This window comes from Faecalicatena sp., from assembly GCF_058819085.1.
In genome coordinates this window covers 72,744-99,661 of sequence record NZ_JBZUUL010000049.1, presented here as the reverse complement: position 1 = coordinate 99,661, position 26,918 = coordinate 72,744, and the positions used below count along the sequence as shown (strand labels likewise).

16 protein-coding genes are annotated in these 26,918 nt (G+C 48.3%); 15 read left to right on the top strand and 1 reads right to left on the bottom strand.

What is annotated here, in order from left to right; translation table 11 throughout:
- Positions 1-135 precede the first annotated feature (135 nt).
- The 11 genes from AC4OGX_RS21095 (at position 136) to AC4OGX_RS21045 (ending at position 19,037) form a co-directional block, all read left to right on the top strand.
- Positions 136-1,056, top strand: coding sequence for a sugar phosphate nucleotidyltransferase (locus tag AC4OGX_RS21095; RefSeq protein ID WP_493332832.1), 921 nt, complete (start codon positions 136-138; stop codon positions 1,054-1,056).
- A gap of 46 nt (positions 1,057-1,102) precedes the next feature.
- Positions 1,103-2,128 (top strand): UDP-glucose 4-epimerase GalE, encoded by a 1,026-nt coding sequence (gene galE, locus AC4OGX_RS21090; RefSeq protein ID WP_493332831.1) that lies wholly within the window; start codon positions 1,103-1,105, stop codon positions 2,126-2,128.
- Positions 2,129-2,207: 79 nt separating this feature from the next.
- On the top strand, positions 2,208-9,692 hold the full coding sequence (locus tag AC4OGX_RS21085) for a non-ribosomal peptide synthetase (protein WP_493332830.1): 7,485 nt from the start codon (positions 2,208-2,210) through the stop codon (positions 9,690-9,692).
- Complete coding sequence (locus AC4OGX_RS21080) at positions 9,689-11,509, top strand: histidine kinase N-terminal 7TM domain-containing protein (RefSeq protein WP_493332829.1); 1,821 nt, start codon at positions 9,689-9,691, stop codon at positions 11,507-11,509. The genes AC4OGX_RS21085 and AC4OGX_RS21080 overlap by 4 nt, the downstream gene beginning before the upstream one ends.
- Positions 11,510-11,515: 6 nt before the next feature.
- Positions 11,516-13,096 carry an HD domain-containing response regulator gene (locus tag AC4OGX_RS21075; protein ID WP_493332828.1) on the top strand — a complete coding sequence of 527 codons (1,581 nt, stop codon included), beginning with the start codon at positions 11,516-11,518 and terminating at the stop codon, positions 13,094-13,096.
- Positions 13,074-14,705 carry an AMP-binding protein gene (locus tag AC4OGX_RS21070; RefSeq protein WP_493332827.1) on the top strand — a complete coding sequence of 544 codons (1,632 nt, stop codon included), beginning with the start codon at positions 13,074-13,076 and terminating at the stop codon, positions 14,703-14,705. The genes AC4OGX_RS21075 and AC4OGX_RS21070 overlap by 23 nt, the downstream gene beginning before the upstream one ends.
- Positions 14,702-14,938 (top strand): acyl carrier protein, encoded by a 237-nt coding sequence (locus AC4OGX_RS21065; RefSeq protein ID WP_493332826.1) that lies wholly within the window; start codon positions 14,702-14,704, stop codon positions 14,936-14,938. The genes AC4OGX_RS21070 and AC4OGX_RS21065 overlap by 4 nt, the downstream gene beginning before the upstream one ends.
- Before the next feature lie 97 nt (positions 14,939-15,035).
- On the top strand, positions 15,036-15,536 hold the full coding sequence (gene ilvN / locus AC4OGX_RS21060; protein ID WP_216240757.1) for an acetolactate synthase small subunit: 501 nt from the start codon (positions 15,036-15,038) through the stop codon (positions 15,534-15,536).
- Positions 15,537-15,703: 167 nt separating this feature from the next.
- Positions 15,704-16,723, top strand: coding sequence for a ketol-acid reductoisomerase (gene ilvC / locus AC4OGX_RS21055; RefSeq protein ID WP_493332825.1), 1,020 nt, complete (start codon positions 15,704-15,706; stop codon positions 16,721-16,723).
- 102 nt (positions 16,724-16,825) lie between these two features.
- Positions 16,826-18,187, top strand: a complete 1,362-nt coding sequence (locus tag AC4OGX_RS21050; protein WP_493332823.1) for an MATE family efflux transporter — start codon at positions 16,826-16,828, stop codon at positions 18,185-18,187.
- Positions 18,188-18,395: 208 nt separating this feature from the next.
- Complete coding sequence (locus tag AC4OGX_RS21045; RefSeq protein WP_493332822.1) at positions 18,396-19,037, top strand: type I phosphoribosyltransferase; 642 nt, start codon at positions 18,396-18,398, stop codon at positions 19,035-19,037.
- Between the two features lie 141 nt (positions 19,038-19,178).
- On the opposite strand, the gene rpsT is transcribed toward AC4OGX_RS21045, so the two are convergent.
- Entirely contained in the window at positions 19,179-19,442 is a 264-nt protein-coding gene (rpsT, locus tag AC4OGX_RS21040; RefSeq protein WP_493332820.1) for a 30S ribosomal protein S20, read from the bottom strand.
- A gap of 196 nt (positions 19,443-19,638) precedes the next feature.
- Here rpsT and gpr point away from each other — a divergent pair, with 196 nt between their 5' ends.
- The 4 genes from gpr (at position 19,639) to AC4OGX_RS21020 (ending at position 26,687) form a co-directional block, all read left to right on the top strand.
- Positions 19,639-20,628, top strand: a complete 990-nt coding sequence (gene gpr, locus AC4OGX_RS21035; protein ID WP_493333057.1) for a GPR endopeptidase — start codon at positions 19,639-19,641, stop codon at positions 20,626-20,628.
- A 116-nt stretch (positions 20,629-20,744) separates the two neighbouring features.
- Complete coding sequence (locus tag AC4OGX_RS21030; RefSeq protein WP_493332819.1) at positions 20,745-21,926, top strand: stage II sporulation protein P; 1,182 nt, start codon at positions 20,745-20,747, stop codon at positions 21,924-21,926.
- A gap of 530 nt (positions 21,927-22,456) precedes the next feature.
- Complete coding sequence (locus tag AC4OGX_RS21025) at positions 22,457-24,379, top strand: DNA gyrase/topoisomerase IV subunit B (protein ID WP_493332818.1); 1,923 nt, start codon at positions 22,457-22,459, stop codon at positions 24,377-24,379.
- Between the two features lie 61 nt (positions 24,380-24,440).
- Positions 24,441-26,687, top strand: coding sequence for a DNA gyrase/topoisomerase IV subunit A (locus AC4OGX_RS21020; protein ID WP_493332817.1), 2,247 nt, complete (start codon positions 24,441-24,443; stop codon positions 26,685-26,687).
- Positions 26,688-26,918: the final 231 nt, after the last annotated feature.

Below are 26,918 nucleotides of genomic sequence, written 5' to 3'. Positions count from 1 at the left end.
GAAGTGTTTAAGCAGTATAATAGAGAATATGATTTAGGAACGAAAAAAGCAGGAAAAAAGTGAAAACGTGTGATTGTATGTGAATACTGTGTGATTATGCGGGGTCGGGATTATATTAGAAAGAGGTGCTAAGCTATGAAAAAACCGGTACTTGTTATTATGGCGGCAGGAATGGGCAGCCGTTATGGCGGCTTAAAACAGATTGACCCTGTGGATGAAGAAGGACACATCATCATGGATTTTTCTATTTTTGATGCAAGGAGAGCAGGGTTTGAGAAAGTGGTTTTCATCATTAAGGAAGAGTATGATGAAGAATTTCGTGCCAGCATCGGGGATAGGATCAGTGAGTTTATGGAAGTCTCCTATGTATATCAGAAGCTTGATAATCTGCCGGAAGGATTTTCGGTGCCGGAGGGGCGCGTGAAGCCATTCGGAACAGGACATGCTATTTTAAGCTGTAAGGATGAAGTGGATGGGCCGTTTGCGGTGATCAATGCTGATGATTATTACGGAGTACACGCACTAAAAGAGATCTATGATTATTTATCCGGACATGAAGATGATGAGAAGTATCGATATGCGATGGTTGGATACCGTCTGTCCAATACGCTGACAGAGAATGGATATGTATCAAGAGGAGTGTGTAAGACGGATGAGGAGGGATACCTGACGGGGATCACCGAGCGCACTCACATCGAGAAGACGAAAGATGGCGCTGCATTCACTGAGGATGACGGGAAGACCTGGACAAAGATCGATCCGGGCTGCATTGTTTCTATGAATATGTTTGGATTTACGGAAAGTATGCTCAAGGAGATCGAGGCACGCTTCCCGGTATTTTTGGAGAAGAACCTAAAAGAGAACCCTCTGAAATGCGAGTATTTCCTTCCGTCTGTGGTCGGAGAACTGATCAATGAGCAGAAGGCTACGGTCAGGGTCCTTAAGTCTGAGGACAGATGGTATGGTATTACATATAAAGAAGATAAGCAGAGTGTGGTGGATGCGGTCGTGCGAATGAAGGAACAGGGAGTCTACCCGCTTCATCTGTGGAAATAAGAGTATCTCAGTGATTCGATGAAGCATAGCGGAAAGGAAGAAAATTATGGCAATTTTAGTAGCAGGAGGCGCCGGGTATATCGGAAGCCATACATGTGTGGAGCTGTTGGAAAGAGGATATGAGGTTGTAGTCGTTGACAATCTGTACAATTCCAGTGAGACGGCTCTTGAGAGAGTACAGAGTATTACAGGTAAGACCTTGAAGTTTTATAAGGGCGACATCCTGAACAGAGAGGACTTAGACCCTGTCTTTGAAAATGAGGAGATCGAGGCTGTCATTAATTTTGCAGGATTAAAGGCAGTTGGTGAATCTGTGTCAAAGCCGTGGGAGTATTACCATAATAATATTACGGGGACATTGATCCTGTGTGACGTGATGAGACAGCATGGATGCAAGAACATGATATTCAGCTCATCTGCGACTGTATACGGGGACCCGGCAGAGATCCCGATCACGGAGAACTGCCCAAAGGGAGAGATCACCAATCCTTACGGACGTACAAAAGGGATGCTGGAACAGATTTTAACAGACCTGCATACAGGCGATCCGGAGTGGAATATCATGCTGCTGCGTTATTTTAATCCGATCGGGGCACACAAGTCAGGGCTGATCGGGGAGGACCCAAAGGGAATCCCGAATAACCTGGTCCCATATATCGCACAGGTAGCAGTCGGAAAGCTTGATTGTCTCGGTGTATTCGGTGATGATTATGATACACCGGATGGAACAGGAGTACGTGACTATATTCATGTTGTGGACCTGGCAGTGGGACATGTAAAAGCAATTGAGAAGATGAGGACCAGCAAGGGCGTCCATATTTATAATCTGGGTACCGGCGTAGGTTACAGCGTACTAGACGTTGTGAAGGCTTACGAAAAGGCCAGTGGAAGAAAGATTCCTTACCAGGTAAAACCGCGCCGTGCGGGAGATATCGCAACCTGTTACTGCGATGCATCAAAGGCAAAGGAAGAGCTTGGCTGGGCTGCTGAGCGGGGGATCGAGGAGATGTGCGAAGATTCCTGGAGATGGCAGTCTATGAATCCTGACGGTTACAGGAACGCAGCCGAATAAGAAAAGATTGTACTTAAGTAAGTGCAGTTGTGATATAACGAACTGATATACCAGACAGATAAGCAGGAGAAAAGGTGAGATGTACGGAGAAGATACAATGACAGATCAGTTAGAATACCTGCCATTATCCTCCAGTCAGATGAATATCTGGAATTTGGAAATGGCACACCCGGGACTCCCGATGAACAACATATGTACCGCGCTTAAAATTGAAGGGAATCTGAATCTGGAATATCTTCAGACGTGTATTGACCATGCGTTTCGGGCATTTCCATCTCTTAGGACCAGGATCACCGTAAGAGATGGAAAGCCTTGTCAGTTCGTGACTGAAGACATTCCTTTTGGGACTGCCTTTTTTGATTTTACAGAGACGGATGACCAGGGAATCACAGCCTGGTTTCAGTCTGTGGCAAGAGAGCATTTTATCTTGCCGGATCATCCGCTGTGTCAGATGATGATTTTCAAGACATCTGAAAACAGCGGAGGGATCTTAACACGGGTACATCATATCATTGCAGATGCATGGTCCCATGCATTGGTTACGAATCATATCATACATAACTATTTTCAGCTTCTTTCGGGACTGGAGGGCGATCAGACACCCACCGGGTCATATGAAGAGCATATCTTAAATGAACAGAAGTATTTACAGTCTAAAGCTTTCGAAAAAGATAAAAAATTCTGGAAGGATATCTTAAAGGATATTTCTCCCGGGCTTGCAAAGGAACATCAGTGTGCTCTGTTAAGCCCTGTGGGACTCCGGAAATCCTGCAGGCTTTCCAATCGTCTGAACCGTCTGATCGGCGGATTCTGCGAGAAAGAGAAGGTCTCCCCTTTTGCAGTGTTTTACATGGGACTTGCTGTGTATCTGAGGCGGATGAAAGGGCAGAAGCGGTTCTGTATCGGAGTGCCCACCATCAACAGGCTCAATTTTAAGGAGAAACAGACGGGAGGGATGTTTGTCAATACCCTGCCTTTTGTGAATGAGCTGGATGTTTCCATGACCTTTCATGAATTCAACGAAAAGCTTAGAGAGGACTGGTTTTCACTACTCTGTCATCAGAGAATCCCATTTGAATACATAAAAAAGCTGGCTGCCGAGGATGGAATGAATAAGGGCGGGCCTTTGTTTGATATCGTTTTGTCCTATCAAAACGGTAAGATGGATCATCTGCGGGGAGCGCGCGTATCTCTGGAGGGACGCTGGTTCTACAGCGGGTACCAGAGCGAAGCGTTGTGCATCCATGTAAGCAGCCGGGACAAAGAAAATCAATTTATTGTAGATTATGATTACCTGACCCAGATTTTTAGTGACAGAGAGATCGAACAGCTGCATAATGCGATTTCACGTATTTTGAAAAGAGCACTAAAGGAGCCGGATCTGCCTCTGGCAAGTATTCCGGTCTTAGACGAGGAGCTTGAAGAACGGGTCATCTATGATTTTAATCAGACAGATACCTGGTATGAGAGAGAAAAAAATATCGCAGAGAAGCTCAAAGAGACTGCCCAGCTTTATAAAGGGCGTGCGGCTTTGATCTTTCAGGGTAAAAGAGTGACATATGAGGAACTGGATAACCAGGCAGCCGCTCAAGCACAGCGGATCATGGGAATCCTGGGAAAAGAAAATGAGACGGTTGCCATCCACATGAAAAGGAGCAGCAGTCTGTTTGCCGCGCTTGCAGGGATCATCTATTCCGGCAGTCACTGGCTTTTGATCGATCCGCAGCTGCCGCTGAACCGGAAAGCAGAGATGCTTTATGACAGCCAGGCCAGGCTTTGTATCACGGATGAGGCCCGGGAAGACAATGAATTATGGCGGCACTGCGATGTCTGGCAGCCTCCTGTGACAGAGACTGATATGGGGACCGCTGCCGTGCGGCCTTTATGGATCGAGTCCTGGAAACTGCTGGATGGGAAGGCTGACATGACAGAAAAGCCTTACAGGGCGCAGCCGGATGATCTGGCATATCTGGTCTATACATCGGGAAGTACAGGGGTTCCCAAAGCCGTGGAGATTATGCAGCACAGTGTCCTGAATCTGGCCGACGCTATGGGACCGCTGTACCCAAAAGGAGCAGTCCTGTCCGTCTGTAATGTAGGCTTTGACGCGTTTCTGCTGGAAAGTGTGCTGGCACTCTTGAACGGAAAAACGATCGTGATCGCTTCCGAGGAAGAGATGAACCATCCGGTCCATATCGGAAACTTGATCCGGTCTTATGATGTGGGATTCATGGCGCTGACCCCGTCGCGCCTGTCCGCATATATAAAGGAAGAGACATTTAGAAAAGCTCTTTCTCATCTGGAGACGATCATCTGCGGAGGTGAGAGCCTGCCTCCAAAGCTCTACAAGCAGATCCGGGCATATACCTTGGCAGTTCTTTATAACCAGTACGGTCCTTCAGAGGCTTGCGTGGCAGTCTCTCATGCTGTCGTGAACGGAAAGGATCCGGTTACGATCGGGGCTCCCCTGCAGAACTGCAGGATCTATATTCTGGATGAAGCAAAAAATCCACTTCCTCCGGGCTGCGAGGGGGAGATCTATATCGGCGGAGAATGCCTGGCCAGAGGATATCACAACCGGGAAGAGCTGACAAGGGAGAGGTTTATAGAAGACCCGTTTCTGGAAGGAAGCAGGATCTACCGCACCGGAGATTATGGAAAATGGTCGGAGGACGGAAAGGTGTTCTATCTTGGAAGAAAGGACCAGCAGGTAAAGCTTTTGGGCCATAGGGTCGAGCTGTCTGAAATAGAGTCTGTACTTCTAGGTCACCCTGCTGTGGATTCGGCTTACGTGGAAGTGTGGGAAGGGCAGATTTACGCATATTTTACGGGGAGTCCTGCTCTTAAGGAGGAGGAGCTTTTGGCCTATGCGGCCCTTTATCTGCCCCGCTATCTGATTCCGGCAGTCCTGGTGAAGAAGGAGAGCCTTCCTTTGACAGAGAATGGGAAGATCGATTTCAGAAAGCTTGAAAAACCGGTATTTACGGATACGGGTGAGGAGCCTGCCGATGAGGTAGAAAAACGTCTGCTGGCGATCTGGAAGCGGGTGCTGGGCCGGGAGGAGCTGGGAGTCTGCTCAGATTATTTCCAATCCGGCGGGGATTCACTGAGTGCAGTCCAGATGCTTTTGGAGGTGGAAAAAGAGTTCTCAAGGACTCTGTCTGTCTCGGAGTTATATGGATGTTCTACGCTTCGCAGGCTGGGGAGCCTGATCCGCGGAAAGGCACCAAAGACAAAGCATCCGGTTGAAGACATACCTAAGGCAGAGATCCGGGACTGGTATCCGCTGCCTCCTTCCCAGGCAGGCTTTTATGTCCTGCAAAAACAGGATGAGGCCGGGATGAGCTATCATATGCCGACAGCCTTTTTACTTAGTGAATGGCTGGATATTGTAAGGCTTGAGCAGGCATTTACAAAAATGATCGCGGAAGATCCTGTTCTGCGGACTACCTTCTGTATCAGGGACGGGAACGTCATCGGCAGGGTGAATCCACAGATGGAATTTAAAATGGGATGGCTGGAAGCAGAGAGTATGGAAGAAGCAATGCAAAGCTTTATTAAGCCCTTTGACTTAGAAAAAGGCCCTCTTCTGCGCGCGTCTATGGTTCGGCTTACAGGAAACAGACCGGGATTTTTGCTGGATATGCATCATATTATTTCTGACGGACTGAGCAGTCAGCTCATGCTTTCACGGCTGAGCAGGTATTACCAGGGAATCCAGGTCACCATGCCAAAGCGTACCTATATAGATTATGCCTGGTGGCTGAAAGAGAAAGAGGGACGGGGAAATGATCCGTCCCGGGAGTTCTGGGAGGAGCAGTTAAAGGAAGGGCCTATCGAGAGTACGCTTGCGTTTGACAGACCAAGGCCGGCGGTATTCGACACAAAAGGCGCTCAATATCTGTTCGGGCTGCCAAAGGAGTGGAATGAAAGGTTAAAGACATATTGTGAGCAGCACCATGTGACCATATCTGCCCTCCTGCTTTCTGTATACGGACTTCTTGTCAGCCGTTATTCCGGGTCGGATAAGGTGGTCGTTGGAATGCCTTTTTCGGGGAGAAAAAGGAAGGAAATGGAAGAGATGACCGGTGTATTTGTGAATTCTCTTCCGGTATACATTCAGGCGGATCCCAAGGAGACGTTTGAAGATTATCTGCAAAAGGTGAGCAGGACGGTTGCCGGGATAGTGGATCATCAGGAGATCTCTCTGGAAGAGCTTGCTAAGCTTGCCAAAATTACAAGGAGAAGAGATAAAAACCCGCTGTTTAGCGTTTTATTTACTATGACACCGCTAAAAGGGGATGACATCTCCATCGGCAGGGCCAAACTTACCTATGTCCCATATGAGACACATGCGGTCAAGATGGATCTGAACCTGGAGGTGACATTCATCCAGGGAAGATACCAGTTTCGTTTTGAATATGCCCAAAGCCTGTTTGATGAGGTGACCATCGCATTCTACAGCAGGTGTATGCAAAAAGGTCTGGCCAGTATACTGGAAGCACCAGGCAGGAAGCTTAAGGATGTGGAAATGCTGGATGCCGCAGATCGGATCCGGCTTTTGGAAAAGCCCAGGAGGGTCCGGACTCCTTATGATGCGGCACCCGTTGACCAGATGATGGATGAGACTGCACTTCTTGCGCCGGGCAGGGCGGCTGTGAGATGGGGAGAGGACCGCTGCGAAACTTACCGGAGCCTGAAAGAAAAGTCGGATCTTATGGCAGCGGCGCTTTTGGCAGCAGGAGTCCAAAAGGGAGATAAAGTCGCGTTCCTGACAAGACGTACCGAAGTAATGCCGATGCTGATGCTCGGGATCTTAAAAGCCGGAGCAGCATATGTCCCGGTGGATCCGGCATTTCCATTCGAGCGCATCCGGTACATGCTGGAGCTCTCAGAAGTAAAGCTGGTGGTCTATGGACACAAGGAGCTTGTTCTGGACGGACTTCCCTGCGGTCAGCTTATCTGGGATGAGGAAACGCTGCGCCAAAGGATACAGTGCTGTGAGAGTAGTGTAGAGCATGGCGGAGAGGATGCGGCAAATGTTATCTTTACATCGGGCACGACGGGGCGGCCCAAGGGGGTTGTGATGCTGCATAAGTCGCTGTCCAATCTGACGGCACACTTAGAAGAGCTGCTCGGGACATGGGATGAGGTCATCCTATGTGCATCAAACTGTGTATTCGATGTATTTACCACGGAAACGATCCTGGCGCTTTCAAGGGGGCATACCATCAGTATCGCTGATGAGGAAGAGATGATGCTGCCCTGGAAGATGGCCAAGCGGATCGTCCGCGACAAGGTAACCGTTCTTCAGTTAACACCGTCCAGGATTTTGATGTGCCTGGGGGATGAAAGCTTCCAAAAAGCACTGGCGGGAATCCACCGGATTATTCTGTTAGGCGAACCTTGGGGAATAGAACTAAAGGACAGGCTGAAAGGTCTGACGGATGCACGTATTTTTAATATATACGGACCGACAGAGACCTCGGTCCATAACTGCCAGGGGGATATCACGGATGCGGACAGTATCCATATCGGCAGGCCGATCGGAAACTGCCGTTACTATCTTCTGGACAAGGAGAGACGTCAGGTCCCCCCGACTGCGGTCGGAGAGATCTATATTGCAGGAGAATGCCTCTCGGCAGGCTATATCAACCAGCCGGAGCTGACAGAGGAAGTTTTTGTACCGGACAGCTTTGTTCAGGGGGAACGGATGTACCGGACCGGGGATCTGGGAAGAATGCGGGCCGATGGAAACTGGCAGTGCCTGGGCCGTGTGGATACGCAGGTGAAGCTGGACGGACACCGGATCGAGCCGCTTGAGATCACCAGGCTGATGCTTCAGTCAAAGATGGTAAAGGAGGCCGCAGTCGTTCCTATCTATAAAGACGGTGTGCCGGCTTACTTAAGGGGGGTGGCTGTCAGGGATGAGGGATATGACGAAGCAGCCCTCAGAGCATACCTGGCAGATAAACTTCCGGATTATATGGTTCCCTCCGAGCTGATGGAATTAGATGCGCTTCCAAGGACCGCAAGCGGTAAGACAGATCAAAAAAAACTTGCCGTGCTTGAGCCGACGTCTGACCAAGGACATAGAACCTTTGAAAGATCTGGGACAGAGGATATCTCTGCGAAGGACTGTCAAGAATCAGAGAGCGTGTCAGGCGTGGAACAGCCGGGAAGGATCAGGAGTCTGTGGAGAGAAGTCCTGGGAAGAGAACCAGAAGCAGACGTTTCCTTCTTCGAGCAGGGGGGAACCTCCTTAAAGGCAATCGTGATCCTGAACCGTTATCATCAGGAACGATATGAGTTTGATCTGAATGAATTTTATCAGCACCCTACGCTGCGTGAACAGGAGGCGGCCTTAGAGGGCCAAAAAGAGCAGATATCAGACAACACACCTCTGGAAAAGAAGGGGATGGGCAGCAGAAGCATGAGGGAGGCTGTCCCGCGCAGGCTGTGTGGGCAGGAAGAAAATATCTGTAAGCCGGGAGCCGTCCTTCTGACCGGTGCGACAGGATATCTTGGCAGCCATATACTGAAAAAGCTGCTGGAATTTAGCACAGAAGAAATATACTGCCTGATCAGGGGGACCGGGGAACGGCTGGTCGGGATACTGGAGCTGTATTTCCAGGAAGGTTTTTATGAGAGATATCAAGACCGGCTCCATATCGTGACAGGTCAGCTGACCAAAAAGCAGTTTGATCTTCCTGATAAGATTTACGAAGAGATGGCAGACAGGGTGACAAGGGTGTTCCACTGTGCAGCAGATGTCAGACATTATGCAGAGGAAGAAGAGCTGTACCGTACCAATGTAGAAGGCACCCAAAGGGCACTGGAATTTGCCAGGCGCGCAGGGGCCGCGTTTTTGCATATGTCTACGATCAGCGTCGCAGGAAACCGGTTTTTAGAAGAGCCGGTGAGACATTACTCCTTTACAGAGACAGACCTGGATGTGGGACAAAACTGGAAGGAAAATCCTTACGTCAGGAGTAAGGTGCTGGCAGAAAAGGCAGTGGATGATGCAGTCCGGGAAGGACTTCATGCAAGCATCTTTAGGATCGGACGCCTTGCGGCAAGCTCTTATGACGGACGGTTTCAGATAAATCCGGAGTCCAATGCTTACTACCGGCTGGTGAAGGGGATTTTAAAGCTGGGCGTAATCTCTGACAGCCTGTATCATCAAAGGCTGGAGCTGACTCCAGTCAACCAGGCGGCTGAGGCAGTGGTAAGGCTGAGCAGGGCTGTGGGGGGAACGTATCATATTTACAGTCCGTATCAGGTGGAGATCGGTGCTCTTGCAGAAGCCTGCAGGGTGATCAGACGGGTAACAGAAGCCAAATTCGAGGACTGCCTGGCAAAAGAGAGTATGCAGTCGGATTCCCCTTATATCCAGGCCTTGGCTCAGACCTGGTATGAGGCAGGAAGAAACCCATCTATGGCTCGTGTCAGCCAGGAGCGGACTCTGGAGAAGCTGGCAGAGCTGGACTTTTGGTGGAGAGAGCCGGAGATTGAGAAACAGAAGCTGTGCTTTTTAGAGAAGGGGAGTGAAGAGAAGGTATGACGATCATTGGACATTTATTAGATATTTCAGCTGTCGCACTTGGTTTTTTTATTGTCAGATGCCTGTTAAAGGGAAGACTTTCCGCGGTACAAAAATTATATCTGTCCTCTGCGGTGTACCTGCTTTTGTGGCTTCTTGCTGTCAACGGTATGCAGCATACGCAGAGTGTGCCCATCCTGCAGGTATTGGATGCCATCACGTGCGCGTGCTCGGCCCTTCTGATCATGACGATACTGCTGATCTCACTGATCTTCACAAAGAATTTGGAAAAAGTACCGTGGCATTACTGGCTGCTGTATCTCCTGCCGTGGTTCTCGACAGTGATCGTATTTACGAATCCTATGCATCACCTCTTTTACAGGAGATTCTCCATCTATGCATCCGAGGTAACGTTCGGGCCGCTGTTTATCATATCAGGGATGCAGTATTATCTGTACTCCATCCTGGTCATTGTGATCATGATCCGGTTTGGAGTAAAGTGCAGGATCAGGCGGGTCTGGGGACAGGTAGGGCTGTTTATCGGCGGGCTTATGGTGCCTTTTTGTACGAACCTGCTTGCTACATTGAAGATCCTGGATCTTCCGATCTCAGCGACGCCGCTGGCATTCCTGGTAACGATCTTCTGTCATGGGATTGCTGTGTATTATCTGAATTTCCTGAATATCAAACCGGCAGCCCTGGAGAACATGGTAGATAACGTTTCAGAGGGATATGCGATCCTGTCAGCTGACAGATGTATCGTATACAGTAATAGGGCCTTTGAAGAGATCTTCGGGGAAAAATACAAGATGAAGGTCAACTGTTATCTGAACCGGGTCGTGGAGGAGTTAGAGGAGCGGAAAAAAGATGTGATCTATAATCTGCTGAATTTTTTCGATGTATGTAAGCAGTCTGCCAATATGATTTCCTATGAACAGGCCATTCTCAGTGAAGAGGGAAAATTCTATTATTCGGTGGAACTGACTCCGATCCTTGTAAAGCACAGGCTTGCAGGGGTGCTGGCGATGTTCCGGGATGTGACCAGGCTTAAGGAAGAGATGCGCAGGAAACAGCAGAACTTAAGCCGGGCCATGGAAAGAGAGCGTCTGATCTCGCTGGGACAGATGATCGGCAGCATATCGCATAATCTAAAGACGCCTATCATGGCAATATCTGGAGATGTTACGCTTTTAGAAGACCTGGTCAGAGAATACGAGGAGAGCATCGGAGATGAGGAGGTAACTGTGGAGGATCATCTGGAGATCGCAAAAGAGATGTCGGGCTGGCTTTTAAGGATCGGGGAATGCTGTTCCTATATGTCGGATATCATCACGACGGTCAAGGGAATGGCGGCAAACCTAAGCAACACCTCCGAGGGGGAATTTACGGTGGAGGAGGCCATAAAGAGAGTGCAGATGTTTTTGAAAGGCAAGCTGGTAAAAAACGGATGTACACTTGTTACGAAAGTGGAACTGCCGCCTAAGACCTTCATACATGGAGATATCAACAATATGGTTCAGGTGATCAATAATCTGGTCGACAATGCCTGTGATGCCATGGAGGAAACAGGCGGAGAGATCGGGCTTTTGGTTTACCGGACGGAAAATGGGATCTGTATCCGGGTAAGTGATCAGGGGAAGGGAATTCCTGATGATGTGAAGGAAAAACTTTTCAAGACGATGTGTACGACAAAAGGTACCAGAGGTACAGGCTTGGGGCTGTACAGCTCAGCGGAGATCATCCGGGCAAGATTTGGAGGAAAAATATGGGCTGATGGCAACGAGGATGGAGGCGCAAGCTTCTATGTCGAGCTGCCAATGGAGGATGAGAGGGAATAAAAAATAATGCGGAAAAACAGAGCAGGAAAAGAAAAAAATGGATTTAAGATGTTTATCCTGGATGATGATAGAAATATCCTGGAGGCTTTAAGCGCCAACTTCCGTGCAAAAGGGTTTGAGGTAGATACGCAGGAGAATCCGCTTGAGGCATTGGCCGAAATGGAAAAAAAGCATTATGATATTTTGGTCCTGGACTTTATCATGACTCCGATCTGCGGGGATGAGGTAGTGGCAAGACTCCGGAGATTCGATACAAGGATCTGCGTCATTATGCTGACCGGACATAAGGAGCTGGCACCGCCTTTAAATACGGTGAGAGAACTGGAGATCCAGGGATACTGCGAAAAAAGCAGCAGATTTGACCAGTTAGAGCTGCTGGTGGAGAGCAGTGTAAAAATGATCCGCCATATGAATACGATTTATCAGTATCAGGACGGGCTTTCCAGTATTCTGTCTTCCATCCCGCATCTTCATCAGATGCTGCCGATGGAAGAGCTGTCAGAGCAGGTGCTGGTGGAATTAAAGACGCTTGCCAGGTCATCAGACTGTTTCGTGTGGGTAAAGCCGGACAGCACCCTGACAGAACAACAGGAGACAGAACTGCCAAAAGATATCTACCGCGGGGCAGGTAGGTACGAAAAGCCATTTTTTGAATTCGAGGAGGAAGACTACCCCATCGTAAAGGAATGGATACTCAGAAGTATCACCAGGCAGAAGATCCTGTATCATAAGGAGGAGCATCTGCTGCTGGTGCCGCTTATCGGGAAGAGGGAGATTATTCTGGGGATTTTGGGCGCGGTGGTAGAAAAGGAGCCGGACGGCACTCTTTTGGATCTGCTTTTAGTCTATGCAGAGCAGGTCTCTACAGCGCTGCACAATACCCTTCTTAAGATTCTTTTGAATGCCAATAACAGGCAGCTGAGCAACATGAATAAACGGCTGCGGGACAGCTATATGCAGACAGTGGAGGCGATGCGTAAGCTGGTGGATGCAAAGGATCTCTATACAAGAGGCCACTCAGACAGGGTGTCCTTCTATGCGGTGGCACTGGCGAAGCAGATCCATGCGGATGATCAGCTTATCCACCGGATCCGTACAGCAGGACTTCTGCACGATATCGGGAAGATCGGTGTCTCAGATGCGATCCTGAGCAAGCCGGCAAAGCTGACCGAAGAGGAGTTTGCATCGATCAAGAAGCATCCCGCGATCGGGGCGGACATATTATCCTGCATGGATATGTTCTGTACGGTCGGGAATATTGTGTGCGCACATCATGAGCGGTATGACGGCACCGGATACCCGAACCGGCTGAAAGGGGAGGAGATCCCGCTGGAGGCCAGGATCATTACGATTGCTGATTCCTTCGATGCGATGATGTCAGACAGACATTATCGGAAAAAGCTGTCCTTTGCACAGGCAGTGGACCAGCTGGAAGAAGGGAAAGGAAGCCAGTTTGATGCTCGGCTTGTGGAAGGCTTCCGGGAAGTGCTGAAAAATTATGATGCGATCGCAGAGGAACTACAGTGGACTTATGGAGAGAATCTGAGGGGGAAATATGGAGATTATGGAACAGAAAAATATTTATAGGGACGTAACAATTTATAACACTCTGCCGGAATGTCTGCTGGCGGTGAAAGAGATCTATGCAGAAAATAAGGCGATCACGACATTTAGAAGGGATGCCACAGAGCGCAGTGTGACCTACAGAGAATTTGTGAAGGATGTCCAGGGAGCAGCCTATATGATGGAGCAGAGAAAGATGTCCGGCAGACACATTGCTCTTGTAGGGGAAAATTCATATGAGTGGATCACTGCATTCTGTGCAATTGGCTGCATCGGCTCCATCGCGGTCCCGATTGATGTGGAACAGCCTGAGGAGGAGCTTGTAAACCTGGCTGAGTTTGCGGATGCGGCGTTCGTCATCGCGCAGAAAGAATTTCTGCCTGCCTTTGTAAGCTGGCAGAAGGAAAATGTAATCCGGATGGAGACAGATTTTACAGAGATGATAAAAGAGGGGCGTCACGCAGTGGAAGCGGAAGGCATCGAAGGATTTAGTTTCGGGAAAAAGGTGGAGCAGGACACTCCTCTCGCCATTGTTTACACTTCCGGGACGACCAGTGTATCCAAGGCGGTCGTCTTAAGCCATTATAATATGATGTATGATGCATGCTGCTGTCAGGCATCTGTAAAGCTGGAGGACAGGATGTTCGATCCGCTGCCGCTTTATCATACCTACTCCCTGGGCTGCGGCGTCCTGAATATCCTGGCTCACGGACAGAACATCTGTATCAACGGAAACCTAAAGACGTTGTTCCGTGATATCAAATTATACAGCCCTAGTATCATGATGGCGGTTCCGCTCGTACTCGAAAATCTGTTAAAAGAGATCCACCGTGTGCAGGAGAAAATGGGGATCCGGGAGCAGACCGAGCAGGCAGTGGAGAAATACAGGAAGGGCCTGTTTATGAAAAAGCCTGTCCTGATCAATGGAGTGAGTGAGATCCTCGGGGGAAATCTGAAAACCATCTGCTGCGGCGGGGCTCATCTGAATGAGAAGGTTGCGGAGGAGTATTTTGCCTATGGGATCGAGCTGCTCCAGGGATACGGGATCACAGAGTGCAGTCCGCTGATCAGCAATAGTCTGAGAGGGCAGAACCGGATCAATTCTGTAGGCCGTCTCCTGCCCGGGATCGAAATGAAGATCGTAGATGGTGAGATCTTAGTAAAGGGACCATGTGTCTTCCAGGAATATTACAAAAATCCGGTCGTTACAGAGGAAAGCTTCACGGATGGATGGTTCCATACGGGAGATATCGGTTACCTGGACAGAAAGGGCTATCTGTATATCTGTGGGCGGAAGAAAAATCTGATCGTATTTAACAATGGGAAAAAAGTAGTACCTGAAGAGCTGGAGGCATATATTCTTGAGATCCCCCTTGTCAGAGAAGTCATGGTATATGGTGCAAGCGCAGGCGATGCGCCGGATGAGGTGAAACTGTCTGCCCTCATCTGTGTGGACATGGATCAGACAGAGGAAACAGATAATTACAAGATCCTGGAGTCCATTCAGGAGGAGATACACAAGCTGAACAGCAGACTGCCCGTCTATAAGAGAATCCAGTCAGTGAAGCTGACAGAAGCAGAGTTTAAAAAGACATCTATGCAGAAGATACAAAGAAGGAAGGTAACTGTATGACAGAAAAAGAGCTATTTGAGATCGTAGAGGATATCGTAAAGGAAGTGACCGGGATAGAATGCCTCACGATGGATACTGAATTCGTAAATGACCTGGCATTGAATTCCATGGATGTGGCAAACCTGATCTCTGCATTCGAGGAAAGATTTGATGTGGATATCCCGATGAAAGATGTGAGGAACCTGATGCAGGTAAGGGACGTGATCCAGTATATGAAAAAAATAAAATTTTGAAAATCTCTTGACAAAGAAATAGGAACTTGTTATGATTAAAAAACAGAACGCACTCTGTTTTTACGATTCTGATTGTATTAAGAAAGTAGGGAAGCATATGAGAAGACAGGTATATTCATTGCTGGTCGATAATAATCCGGGTGTATTAAGCCGGATCGCAGGACTCTTCAGCCGGAGGGGATACAGTATTGACAGTATCACGGCAGGTATGACGGCAGATCCGAGATTTACCAGGATCACGGTTGTAGCCAGCGGCGATGAACTGATTTTATCCCAGATCGAGAAGCAGGTCCGTAAGCTGGAGGATGTCATCGAGATCAAAGTATTGAAGGATGGGGAATCCGTCTACAGAGAGCTGATCATGGTGAAGATCCGGGCAAATGCAGCACAGCGTCCGGAGGTGATCTCCATTGCCGACATTTTCAGGGCGAAGATCGTAGACGTGGAGAAAGAGTCCATGATCATCGAGCTGACAGGGAACCAGTCCAAGCTGGAAGCATTCTTAAATCTGCTGGATGGCTATGAGATCCTGGAATTGGCAAGGACAGGGATCACGGGACTCGCCAGAGGGATCGAGGGCGTTACCTTTATTGATTAAAGCGGATGCACCCCAAAGCCTTGTCACGGCGGCACTATATTACATACAGAAGCTAGAGGTGATAAGCCTTTAACTCATAAATCTATTGGACACGAGTATGTTCAGTAAACAAGCAATTTATCGTCTGTCTGCGGGACGGATGAAAGAGAATTAGGAGGAATGTCAAGATGGCAGCAAAAATTTATTATCAGGAAGATTGTAACCTTTCTATGTTAGAAGGAAAGACGATCGCAATTATCGGTTACGGAAGCCAGGGCCATGCACACGCATTGAACTTAAAGGAATCAGGATGCAATGTGATCATCGGTCTGTATGAAGGAAGCAGATCCTGGGCAAAAGCAGAAGCACAGGGATTTGAAGTGTTTACAGCAGCTGAGGCAGCTAAAAAAGCAGATATCATCATGATCCTGATCAATGATGAGAAGCAGGCAGCAATGTATAAAAATGATATCGAGCCAAATCTGGAAGAAGGCAATATGCTGATGTTCGCACATGGTTTTGCGATCCACTTCGGACAGATCGTTCCGCCTCCGTATGTAGACGTTACAATGATCGCACCAAAGGGACCAGGACACACAGTAAGAAGCGAATATCAGGTAGGAAAGGGTGTTCCTTGTCTGGTAGCTGTTCAGCAGGATGCATCCGGCAAAGCACTTGACCTTGCACTTGCTTATGCACTGGGAATCGGCGGAGCAAGAGCCGGTGTCTTAGAGACTACATTCAGAACAGAGACAGAAACAGACCTTTTCGGTGAGCAGGCAGTTCTCTGCGGCGGTGTATGTGCACTGATGCAGGCAGGTTTCGAGACATTGGTTGAAGCTGGATATGATCCGAGAAATGCATATTTCGAGTGTATCCATGAGATGAAACTGATCGTAGATCTGATCTACCAGTCAGGTTTTGCAGGAATGAGATATTCTATCTCCAATACTGCAGAGTATGGCGATTACATCACAGGGCCGAAGATCATCACAGAAGATACAAAGAAGGCAATGAAGAAGATCTTAAGCGACATCCAGGACGGTTCTTTTGCAAAAGACTTCCTGCTTGATATGTCTGAGGCTGGCGGCCAGGCTCACTTTAGAGCAATGAGAAAGCTTGCAGCAGAGCATCCGGCAGAGAAGATCGGTGAGGAAGTAAGAAAGCTGTACAGCTGGAGTGACGAAGATAAGCTTATCAACAACTAATCGATATTGCAGATAAATAAAAAGCAGGACCCCGGCGTTTGCGAATAGGCAGGCGTTGGGGTTTTACTTACTTTTATTGATCTATAAGGGAGTGGGGATTTAGTGGAAGAAAAGAATGATTTCAGCCGGGGGAGTATCGCCGGAAATATTTTGAGTCTGGCTCTCCCTATGACACTGGCACAGCTGATCAATGTATTATACAGTATTGTGGATCGGATCTACATCGGTCATATTCCGAATACATCCGCGCAGGCGCTGACCGGGATCGGTCTTACACTGCCTATTATCACGATCATCACGGCGTTTGCGAATCTCTTTGGAATGGGCGGAGCGCCGCTTTGTTCCATCGCAAGAGGCGGGCATGATGAGGAGAAGGCAGGAAAAGTGATGGGAAACTCCTTTTCCCTGCTGCTCTTATCAGGGGGGATCTTGATGGTGCTCTGTCTGATGTTTAAAAAGCCTCTTTTATATCTGTTCGGAGCCAGTGATGTAACGTTCCCCTATGCAGATGCCTATATCACCATCTATCTGTGCGGTACCATCTTTGTGATGGTAAGCCTGGGGATGAACAATTTCATTAATGCCCAGGGATTTGGGAAAATGGGGATGCTGACAGTGCTTTTAGGCGCGGTGACCAATATCCTTCTGGATCCGCTTCTGATTTTTGTGTTTCATATGGGAGTCAGGGGCGCAGCCATTGCAACGGTCATTTCACAGGGACTGTCGGCGGCCTGGGTCCTTAGATTCCTGACGGGGAAAAAGGCGATCCTGACTTTGGAGCGAAGGACTATGAGGCTTAGTAAAACGCTGGTAAAAGAAATTACGGTACTGGGAACTTCGGGGTTCGTTATGTCGGTGACGAACGGTGCGGTGCAGATCGTATGTAATGCCACACTGTACCGGTATGGCGGAGACTTATATGTAGGGATCATGACAGTCATCAATTCCGTGAGGGAGATCATCACCATGCCGGTCACGGGGCTGACCTCGGGTGCACAGCCGGTCATCAGTTATAACTTCGGTGCAGGATGCTTTGACCGGGTAAAGAAGTCCATCAAGTTCATGTCAGGCAGCTGTATCATCTTTACCTGCCTGGTGTGGGCGGTCCTGTTTTTTGAGCCTGCATTTTTCCTGCGGCTGTTCACAAGTGAGACGGAGCTGATCCGGGCGGGGATTCCGGCAATGCGGATCTATTTCTGCGGGATATTCATGATGGCACTGCAATTTTCGGGGCAGTCCACTTATGTGGCACTGAACAGGCCCAAACAGGCGGTGTTCTTTTCCCTGTTTCGAAAAGTGATCATTGTGATACCGCTGACCCTTTTGTTTCCGCTGATCAATGGGCTGGGGACGGCAGGTGTATTCTGGGCGGAGCCGGTGTCAAATGCGATCGGGGGGACAGCAAGCTTTGTGACCATGCTCATCACGGTCTGGCCAAAGCTAAAGCTAAAGCAGGAAGAATAAGGGCTGTGGGGAAGGAAAGCAGATTTTCGACCGCGTCAGGGAAGCAGCAGTTCTGTTTTCGCGGATGGCGGGCGAATGGTAACCTGCCTTGTCAAAATGCTGTAAATCTTTTGGTACAGGTCTATGAAATACGGGTCAGACTGTGGTAAAATATAAATAACAGTTCACAGAACGTAATGTTTGATTTTACCGGAAGGGAGATGGCAGTATGGATGAAAGATTAGTAAATTTACGATCGACAAAGAACCCGAAAGCCCGCATTAAGATTATGAGCGGTCATTTTGCGACGCGGCATTCCCATGTAAATACCTACATTGATATGTCAACAGTCAAGACCCGCCATAATAACGCACGGGAGACTGCGCGGACTCTGGCTGCAGAGTATCTGATGAACACCATGGTAGATACGATCGTGTGCTTAAAGAACACGGAAGTTATCGGCACTTTTATGGCCGAGGCACTTGCTGACAGCACCAATGCTTCTATGAGCGGCGGCAATAACATTTCTGTGGTAACTCCGGAGTTTGATTCCTCCGGGCAGATCTTGTTCCGTGATAACAATCAGCGGATGGTCCAGGGAAAGCAGGTTCTTATACTTACCGACTCCATGGCAACCGGGGCTCTTGCTTATCAGGCCATCGAATCCGTGCTTTATTATGGAGGCGTGGTGTGCGGGATCTGTGCGGTATTCAGTGCGATCTCCAAGGTTGCGGGGATGGAGGTTAAGACGATCTTCACCAGCTCGGACCTTCCGGACTATCATGTGTACGCACCGAATGAGTGCCCGATGTGCAAGGCGGGACAGAAGATCGAGGGCTTGATCAACAGCTTTGGATATGCGAAGCTGTAGGCAGATCTTTGGTGCATCCGGCCGGACATGCATTCAGGGATGCCCCGTGTAGAGGGATAGATAGCATGAGATAGATATAGGGACGAAAAAAGCACCCACCTGACGGGAGTGGGTGCTTTTGAGTCTATATCATTACAAAAATTAAGCAATCTCGTTGACAGCTTTAGATAAGCGGGAGATTTTTCTTGCAACAGTGTTTTTGTGATAAACACCTTTGCTTCCAGCTTTTGTAATCTCTACGATTGCAGCGTGCAATGCTGTCTTAGCAGTCTCTGCATCCTTGTGTGCTACTGCAGTCTCAACTTTCTTTACAGCAGTCTTTACTCTAGACTTGATCGCTTTGTTTCTTGCAGCCTTTGTTTCGTTAACTAAAATTCTCTTCTTAGCAGATTTAATGTTAGCCAATCTGTACACCTCCAAATATGTGAAATTTTCAAATAGTGATTTTCATGATCCCGCTAAAATCGGACACGGACGTTTCAACGGAACATACTCATTCATTTTAAGATAAGGAACAATGGTTGTCAATACATATTTCCCAAAAAAATGTAAAAACTAGCATTATATTCAAATGATGTCAAGGAAAAGTGAGGACTTTAAGATGTTGGAAAAGTATAGTGTGAGGACGGACCTTGCCCTGGAGGAGAAGGAGAGGTTTGAATCCGACAATGTAGAGGTGCAGGGGGTCGTCCTCGAGGAAGAGTATGATGAGGAACGGGAGATCCGTATTTCCAGGGTCCGTATTGAGACGGAGAAGGGGGCCAGGGTGATGGGAAAACCGGTGGGCACATATCTGACCGTGGAGGCTCCGAATATGGCTCTGCCTGATGAGGGATATCACAGGGAGATCTCCGAAGAACTGTCCGGCTATATCAAAGAGCTGATCGAACGGCTGGGACTTCTGGGAAAGGAAGATCTGTCCGTACTCATCGTCGGCCTTGGAAACCGTCAGGTGACACCGGATGCACTGGGGCCCTATGTGGTGGATAATCTTTGTGTGACCAGGCATATTGTGAGGGAATATGGGAAGTATGCCATGGGAATGGAGCACGCGAACCTGGTCAGCGCGATCGTCCCCGGTGTTATGGGACAGACGGGAATGGAGACGGTGGAGATCGTGAAGGGTGTTGTGGATGAGACAAATCCAGATCTGGTCATTGCCATAGATGCCCTGGCGGCAAGAAACAGCAGGAGACTGAACCGGACCGTACAGATCGCGGATACAGGGATTCATCCGGGGTCCGGCGTGGGCAACCACAGAAACGGGCTGACCAAGGAATCTCTCGGTGTTCCCGTCATTGCGATCGGTGTGCCGACTGTGGTGGATGCCGCTACGATCGTCAATGACACTATGGAAAATCTGATCAATGCACTGGAAACATCAGAGGTATTAAAAGGAGTGGGAGATGTTCTTAGGACCTACAATGCCGCGGAAAAATATGAACTGGTGAAGGAACTGATCTCTCCTCATTTAAATGGAATGTTCGTGACACCTAAGGATATTGATGAGATGGTCAAACAGATCAGCTATACGGTCTCCGAGAGCCTGAACATGCTTTTTACGAACGCAGAGGAAGCAGCCAAGGCGTAAGCCTTCATAAGAAAAATCATATTATGTCTTAAGCGGTCATATATATGGAGAAGGGTATAAGCCTCTTCTCCATAAGCTGGCCTTTTACCCGGAACTTTTTGGAAAGAAGGCGGTATATGAAGCAAACAGCTGTGATCCGCATTGTTCTGGCTGCTTTCGGAGTATTGATATGTCTTGGCTTTTTTTACATAAGCGGTAATAACGCGGTGAATGAAATTCGATATGAGAGCCAGAAAACGATCCTAAAATATACAGAAGAAATGTACATGCCAAGCCTGGCTTATCTAAAAAGAGAACCGGGAATGGATGCTGCCGGGTGGGTAAAGGAAAAGGCCCTTTCCTGGATTCCCCTGGTCAGGTACGCGGAACAAAAGAAGCCCTATGAATCTGCAATGGAGGATGAAGAGACGATCGCAAAGATTCTGGAGTGTCAGGCGAACGATGAAAATATGGTGGATGAAAACGGAAAACTGGTGGGAGATGATACACTTGCAAAACAGGAACCATCCGTGGAGCAGGGGCAGTCGCCGATTGATATGTCAATAGAGAAGCTGAGGGATTTTGATTATCTGCTCAGTAATTTTTATACTGTAGACAGCTCTACCATGATCGGACCGGAACAGTTAAATGTAGATGATCTGCTTGGCAGAAGCATGAAGATCGACCAAAGTACAGGCGGTCCGAAAGTTTTGATCTTCCATACCCATTCCCAGGAGGAATTTGCAGATTCCACACCCGGAGATCCAAGTACGAGTATTGTGGGGATTGGGGAATATCTCTGCCAGCTTCTGAATGAAAAAGGGATCGAGACGATCCACGATACCGGAGTGTATGATATCATCAACGGCCAGCTGGACCGCAGCAGTGCATATGAGAATGCGGAAGCCTCTGTGCGCCCGATCATTGAGGCGAATCCAACACTGGAGGTGGCTATCGACCTGCACAGGGACGGTGTAGCAGAGGGGACACATCTTGTCACGGAGGTCAATGGGAAGCCTACCGCAAAAATTATGTATTTCAACGGCCTGAGCCGGACCAGAACAAACGGTGATATTGCATATCTTTATAATCCTTACATACAGGATAACCTGGCATTTTCGCTGCAGATGGAGCTGGCTTCCGAGAGCAGGTATCCCGGATTTGCGAGACATATTTATCTGAGAGGATATCGGTACAATCTGCATCTCCTGCCAAAATCACTGCTGGTCGAGGCTGGGGCACAGACAAATACCGTGGAGGAAATGAAAAACGCGATGGAAGTGCTGGCAGATACGCTTTATCATGTGATCTGCGGGTAGAAGAGTCCGCCTGCAAAAAGCCGGTGAGGAAGGACGAAAGGAAGGTCTCTGCTGTTTGGAATGCAGGGCGCTATGGATAAGCAGCAGTAAGAAAAAACACGGAAAATCGGGCGGAACCAGCCGCATTCACCGCCTAATCTGATGATTAGGCGGCTCAGGCGTCTTTAACAGCTGCTTGGTAAAGCAGCTGTTATCCGCCCGGTTTTCCGCGTTTTTCCTAACTGCTGCTAATCACGCTCGATGCATTCCAAACAGCAGAGACCTTCCTTTGGCCCTCCCTCACCGGCTTTTTGCAGGCTGCGTTCATCCGGTTTGTAGAGACAAGCGGTGTCTTTGGGGGGAGGCACGGGAGAATTAGGTAATATTACTAAGCGGATAGGGTTCATTCTGCGAATCTATAGTCTGCCTTGTATTCCTGTATCCTCTCAGGGGCTCTTTATCTAATATCCCGTATCATTGCGGAAAAGAAGCTTCTTGAATGGATCGGGGATTTGTGCTAAGATGAAATGAATGTAAAAAGGAGAGGGACTATGGGAAATAAGAATACATATGATGCAGACAGTATTTCTGTATTGGAGGGACTCGAAGCAGTCAGAAAACGGCCTGGTATGTATATAGGAAGTGTTTCGACAAAAGGTCTGAACCATTTGATCTATGAGATCGTGGATAACTCGGTGGATGAGCATCTGGCGGGATATTGTTCGCAGATTCATGTGACACTGGAAAAGGACGGCTCGGCGACCGTTGAGGATAACGGACGGGGCGTCCCTGTCGGTATGCACAAAAAGGGGGTATCTGCGGAGCGTATCGTATATACCACACTGCATGCGGGCGGTAAGTTCGACGATTCCGCCTATAAGACAAGCGGCGGACTTCATGGGGTTGGTTCATCTGTTGTCAATGCACTTTCTACTTATATGGATGTGCAGGTCTTTCGGGAGGGCGCGATCCATCATGACAGGTTTGAACGCGGAGTACCGGTGATCGAATTAGAGAACGGCCTGCTGCCGGTTATCGGAAAGACCAGGAAGACGGGGACGAAGGTCAATTTCCTGCCGGATGATACGATTTTTGAGAAGACAAGATTCCGTTCGGAGGAGATTAAGAGCAGGCTCCATGAGACTGCTTATCTGAACCCGGAGCTGACAATCATTTTTGATGATAAACGGATCGAGTCACCGGAGCATATCGTCTATCATGAACCGGATGGCATCATCGGTTTTATCAAGGATCTGAACCGGAAGAAGGAGACCCTTCATGATCCGATTTATTTTAAAGGGACTTCTGAGGGTGTGGAGGTCGAAGTTGCACTGCAGTATGTCAATGAATTCCATGAGAATGTTCTGGGCTTCTGTAATAATATTTATAATGCGGAAGGCGGAACCCACCTGACCGGATTTAAGACCACCTTTACCACAGTTATGAACCAGTATGCAAGAGAATTGGGGATCTTAAAGGAAAAGGATACGAATTTTACAGGGGCGGATATTCGAAACGGAATGACGGCGATCGTATCCATCAAGCACCCGGATCCTCGTTTTGAAGGCCAGACAAAGACCAAGCTGGACAACCCTGATGCGGCGAAAGCGACCGGAAAAGTAACAGGGGATGAGATCGTTTTATATTTTGACCGTAATGTGGAAATCCTGAAAAAAGTGCTGTCCTGCGCAGAAAAGGCAGCCAAGATCCGTAAGACGGAGGAGAAGGCAAAGACGAACCTCCTTACAAAGCAGAAGTATTCCTTTGACAGCAACGGGAAGCTGGCGAACTGTGAGAGCAGGGATGCTAAAAAGTGTGAGATCTTCATTGTTGAGGGAGACTCTGCCGGCGGCTCCGCAAAAACAGCGAGAAACAGAATGTTCCAGGCCATTCTGCCGATCAGAGGTAAGATCCTGAACGTGGAGAAGGCGAGTATCGATAAAGTTTTGGCAAATGCTGAGATTAAGACAATGATCAATGCATTTGGATGTGGTTTTTCCGAAGGGTATGGCAATGACTTCGATATCAGCAAGCTGCGCTATGATAAGATCATCATCATGGCCGATGCCGATGTGGATGGTGCCCATATTTCCACACTGCTGCTGACCCTGTTCTACCGATTTATGCCGGAGCTGATCTATGAGGGGCATGTATATATTGCAATGCCTCCGTTGTATAAGGTCATGCCGAAAAAGGGCGAGGAAGAGTATCTCTACGATGACAAGGCACTGGAAAAATACAGGAAGACTCACGACGGACCTTTTACCCTCCAGAGATATAAAGGTCTGGGAGAGATGGATGCAGATCAGTTGTGGGAGACGACGTTGAATCCGGAGACGAGACTTTTGAAATTGGTGGAGATCGAGGATGCACTCATGGCATCCAGTGTAACGGAGATGCTGATGGGCACGGAAGTGCCGCCGAGACGTTCGTTTATTTATGAAAATGCAACAGACGCGGAACTGGATATATAAAAGAAGGAATGGCAAAGACCCGGCAGAACGGGACTTAAGCCTTAGAAGCAGGAGATAGAGAATGAGTAGTAGTGAATCACAGATTATCAGAACCGAATATTCTGAGGTTATGAAGAAATCATATATCGATTATGCAATGAGCGTCATCATCGCCAGGGCTCTGCCGGATGTAAGAGACGGCCTAAAGCCGGTTCAGCGCAGGACCCTGTATGATATGTATGAGCTTGGGATCCGCTATGACAGGCCTTACAGAAAGTGCGCACGTATTGTCGGTGATACGATGGGTAAATATCATCCTCACGGTGACAGTTCCATCTATGAATCCCTGGTCGTGATGGCTCAGGACTTCAAGAAGGGGATGATCCTGGTGGACGGGCACGGCAACTTCGGCTCCATTGAAGGGGACGGCGCTGCGGCTATGCGTTATACAGAGGCAAGACTGACTAAGTTTACGCAGGAAGCATATCTGGCTGATCTGGACAAGAATATCATCGATTTTGGACCGAACTTTGACGAGACGGAAAAAGAGCCGCTTGTCCTGCCTGTGCGTGTGCCCAACCTGCTGGTTAACGGTGCAGAAGGGATCGCAGTCGGAATGGCGACCAGTATCCCCACACATAACCTGTGCGAGGTTATTGATGCGGTCAAGGCATATATGAAAAATGACCAGATCAGTACCAAGCAGCTGATGAAATATATCAAAGGCCCGGATTTCCCGACAGGAGGGATCGTGGTCAATCAGGATGATCTTCTCAATATTTATGAGACAGGACAGGGGAAGATCAAGCTTCGCGGCAAGGTGGAAGTGGAGGAGTTAAAGGGAGGCAAGAAACAGCTTGTTGTCACGGAGATCCCTTACACAATGATCGGCAGCGGGATCGGAAAGTTCTTAAACGATGTCTGCAATCTGGTGGAGACTAAGAAGACCAGTGATATCGTGGATATTTCCAACCAGTCATCAAAAGAGGGGATCCGTATCGTGATCGAACTCAAAAAGGGTGCAGACGTAGAGAACCTGAAAAATATGCTCTACAAAAAGACCAGGCTGGAGGATACCTTTGGTGTCAACATGCTGGCGGTTGCTGACGGCAGACCGGAGACACTGGGCCTGAAAGCGATCATTGAGCACCATGTGGACTTCCAGTTTGAACTGATGACGAGGAAGTACACCACACTGCTCGCAAAAGAGCAGGAGAAGAGAGAAGTGCAGGAAGGTCTGATCAAGGCATGTGACGTGATCGATCTGATCATAGAGATCCTGCGGGGCAGCAAATCTGTGAAGGATGCCCGTGCCTGTCTGGTCAGCGGTGTGACAGAGAATATCACATTTAAGTCCAAGATCTCTAAAAAAATGGCCTCCCTCTTAAGGTTTACAGAGCGCCAGGCAACAGCGATTCTTGAGATGCGCCTGTATAAGCTGATTGGTCTGGAGATCGAAGCCCTCCAGAGAGAGCATGAAGAGACCATGAAGAATATCGCACGCTATGAGGATATTTTGAACCATTATGATTCTATGGCAGATCTGATCATCTCAGAACTGGATTCTTATAAGAAGGAATACGGAAGAAAACGCCGCACGGCAATCGAAAATGCTGCGGAGGCTGTTTTTGAAGAGAAGAAGATCGAAGAACAGGAAGTAGTATTTTTGATGGACCGCTTTGGATATGCAAAGACCATCGATGTTGCTGCGTATGAGAGGAATAAAGAAGCGGCAGACAGCGAAAATAAGTATATTGTACACTGTATGAATACCGGGAAGATCTGTATTTTTACGGATACCGGAAAGATGCATCAGGTAAAAATGCTGGATCTGCCATATGGAAAGTTCCGGGATAAAGGAACACCGATCGATAATGTCAGCAATTATTCCAGCAGTGAGGAGCAGATCATCATGGTCTGCGATGCCGAGCAGATGCGTTTTGCCAAGCTACTGTTTGCCACGAAGCAGGGCATGATTAAGAAGGTGGAAGGAACGGAATTCCAGGTAGCCAAAAGGACGATCGCGGCGACGAAGCTGCAGGATGAAGATGCATTGATCAGCGTGAGTGTTGTAAACGAGAATCAGAATGTGGTGCTTCAGACGAAAGGCGGGTATTTCCTTAGGTTTCCGTCAGAAGAGGTGCCGGAGAAGAAGAAAGGCGCTGTCGGTGTCAGAGGGATCAAGCTGCAGAAGAAGGATGAATTAGAGAACGTGTATCTGTTCGAAGAGGGAATAGAGACGAAGGTGGCTTACGGAGAGAAAGAAGTGACATTGAACCGGTTACGACAGGCACACCGGGATACACTGGGGACGAAAAACAGGAATTAAGTGGGGAGGATAAGAAGTCAAATGAAAAAAGTATAAACTTTGCCCCTTGCAATTCCTGGAAAAAGGTGCTATACTTACCACAGTTACATAGGAACCCGGCAGAAGAGTGAACGAAAGTTCACTCTTCTTTGTTGCTGGGGGTCTCACCATGATTTGAGGGACTTCCGGCCGGTATATATCACTTCCGGGTGACTTATTCTAACGATCATGTATAGAAAACAAATGCAAAGA